This is a genomic window from Paenarthrobacter sp. NPDC089675, from assembly GCF_044749185.1.
Lineage (GTDB): Bacteria > Actinomycetota > Actinomycetes > Actinomycetales > Micrococcaceae > Arthrobacter.
This window is the reverse complement of sequence record NZ_JBIVHM010000022.1, coordinates 1-2,438: the sequence shown is the minus strand read 5'-3', so window position 1 is coordinate 2,438 and position 2,438 is coordinate 1. Positions and strand designations below refer to the sequence as shown.

The following is a 2,438-nucleotide window of genomic DNA, read 5'->3' as shown; positions in this document are numbered from 1 at the left end:
ACGGGGGTGCGCGAATGGCCCGATCAAAAATCAACCAATCAATAAAACAATCGGTATCAACAAACTTGGCACACTATTGAGTTCTCAAACAACAGACCCTCCAAAACATCACCCCAAGCCACACCACACAAAGCAGCGCAACCCACCAGGGCCATTGGAAAAGAAGAGTTATTTTTGGCCGCCCATCCGAACCGTACACACCTTCCGGCTTTCCGTTTCGCTCCCGGCGACTCAGAAAACAATACACGCCCCCAACCCCCAACGCAAATCCACCCCAAAGGCAGGTCCACGCCAACCCCAAAAGCCCGCCACACCGCCGTCGAACACCACCAGCAGCGCCAGGCGCGTGAGTCCGTTCGGCTTCAGGGAGCGTAACCGCGCCTCGGTTCTGGAGGCAGGAGATAAGTCATCCGTGGCGCCACCCGGCAGTTGCCGGCAGTTCCCGTCATCGACGGTACTTTCGGTCCACTCATGCATCGGAAGCGCAAGCAGGGTACCCGGTGGGAGCCGCCAAACTAAGGAGCAAGAGAGCTGATGCGTACGTTAAGGTCGAGCTTCTACAAATTGGCGTCAGTGGTTGGGGGATCACCGGGTGAATGGATATACACGCGGCTGAATGGCTTCGGTACGGCCATCATTGAGTTGGAATTCAGAACGAGCGATTGCCGTCACCTCATCGAAAGCGCAGCGACCGGTGCCGGCTGGATCGTCGAAGACGACACTCGGTGGGAGCAAGGCCACCGACTTACCCTGATACGCACAGGCCGCGGCGTCGTCGGTCCTTCGACACGGGAAGGCTGGGTACGGGAACTCCAAAAACTCCTTTCCAGCATTCCCGACAAGGTTGTACTGCTCCAACCACGATTCGTACGTCCTGATTACAATCAAGTACCCCAGTGGGGCATCGATTTGGACGGCACGACTACAGACCCTCCAGTGCTGGATCATCATCCGCTTGGTCTGTATGGCGACTACGCTGCGGCCGCCAGGCAGATAGCAGAGTCGTTTCCTGGCGGCAGGCCAATTCCCAGGAACGCGGCGTCGCGACTCGAGCGGCCCACGATGGCGACTATGGGATGGAACTGGCATGCCGCAATCGTGCTCGCAGCTTGCGTCGGAGGAACCTATGGCGAGGGCATCACCGCCAATCTAAGCCAGCTGCTGAGCGACGATGGGCTGTCCAGCGCCTTCAGCAATAACCTCTGGATCAACTCGGGCTTCGGGTTGTATGGCCTCATGGCCCTCTGGCTAACGCTCTGCCTGGCCTTGCACGTCCTTTCCGTCCTCGGCGCTGCCCTCCTGGGCTTCTTCAAGCAATCAGAATTCGAAGTCCACCTCATGTTCCGGAGAAAGACCAAGTTGCCTGTTCGAATACGCCGTATTCTTACCAATCGCGCATGGCCATCGAAGGAGCTCGTGGCGGACCGCGGCTCACGGACATACCTGCGAATCAGGTGGCTTTACGTCTTACTCGCCCGCATGGGCGCAGGTTGTTTCGCAGGAGCGGTGATACGAAACGGACTCGCCACCGCCGAAAAGCTACCCGGCGGAATAGCGGCTGTTGTAGGGGGCGCAGCAGTCCTTGGCCTGATCTGGGTCGTCGGCCGCCTAATAGCGGCACATCTGCTCCTTCGAAGCGGCCGCCTACCTCGTCTGGCCTTTAGCGTGGGTTCGTTGGCCATCAGCCTCACGGTCTTCGTTCGATTTCCAGCCTGGGCTTACGTTGAAGGAATCGGTGTTGGCAATCTCGTGGGCACTATCGAGCTGCCGCAGCTCATATTCTTTGGCTCAGCACTGATCGTCATGGCCGCCGTCCTGACGTCGGGATGGCTTTTATTCTGGCTGGCCAAGCGGCTGGACGGAGTGGCGCGTTTCATCATGAAGGCCATGGCTATTGTGTCAGTGACGCTTTGCTTCCTGACCATCGCCCAGACGGAGATGAACGCCGGCACTAACCTGCGCGTCCGCGGAACGTCCGAGTTCGCCAAGACAAGTTACCCGATTGCGGCCTGCCTGCAGCAAATCCCGGTTTCCGGACCGCCAACGGCCGTGTGGTTGCTCGGCAATAGGGACAACCAAACTGTAGTCTCAACGCGAAGTCCAAATGGGCTGGCCTTATCCTCCCCCGGACAAGTGTCGATCCTCCCCACTGACAGCATCACATTGACGCTCGTGCCTGCGGAAAAGAGAGAGGAAACGGAGGGGGTTGCTGAACTGGGGGTTCGGCCCTGTTCCTTCGCAGAATCGCAGCTCGACGACGAGGTACCTTCCCACGAGGCCGAGGTGCCTTCCCACGAGGCCGGTTCGCTTGCCTCGTTGAGGTTTGGGTTGGAGTTTTAAATAGGGAAAGCCCTGACCGTCGTGGTCGGGGCTTTCCCTTTAATTTGTGTCCGGCGGTGTCCTACTCTCCCACACCCTCCCGGGTGCAGTACCATCGG

General features: G+C 58.8%; 1 protein-coding gene. It reads left to right on the top strand.

Features of this window, described 5'->3' with window-relative positions; all coding sequences use genetic code 11:
• Positions 1-1,071 precede the first annotated feature (1,071 nt).
• Entirely contained in the window at positions 1,072-2,340 is a 1,269-nt protein-coding gene (locus ACIPY2_RS21785) for a hypothetical protein (RefSeq protein ID WP_400268490.1), read from the top strand.
• The last annotated feature ends 98 nt before the right edge of the window (positions 2,341-2,438 follow it).

Bases quoted from the DNA above. Each gene is read 5' to 3' on its own strand.
- ACIPY2_RS21785 (WP_400268490.1), top strand. From the start codon at position 1,072: ATGGGATGGAACTGGCATGCCGCAATCGTGCTCGCAGCTTGCGTCGGA.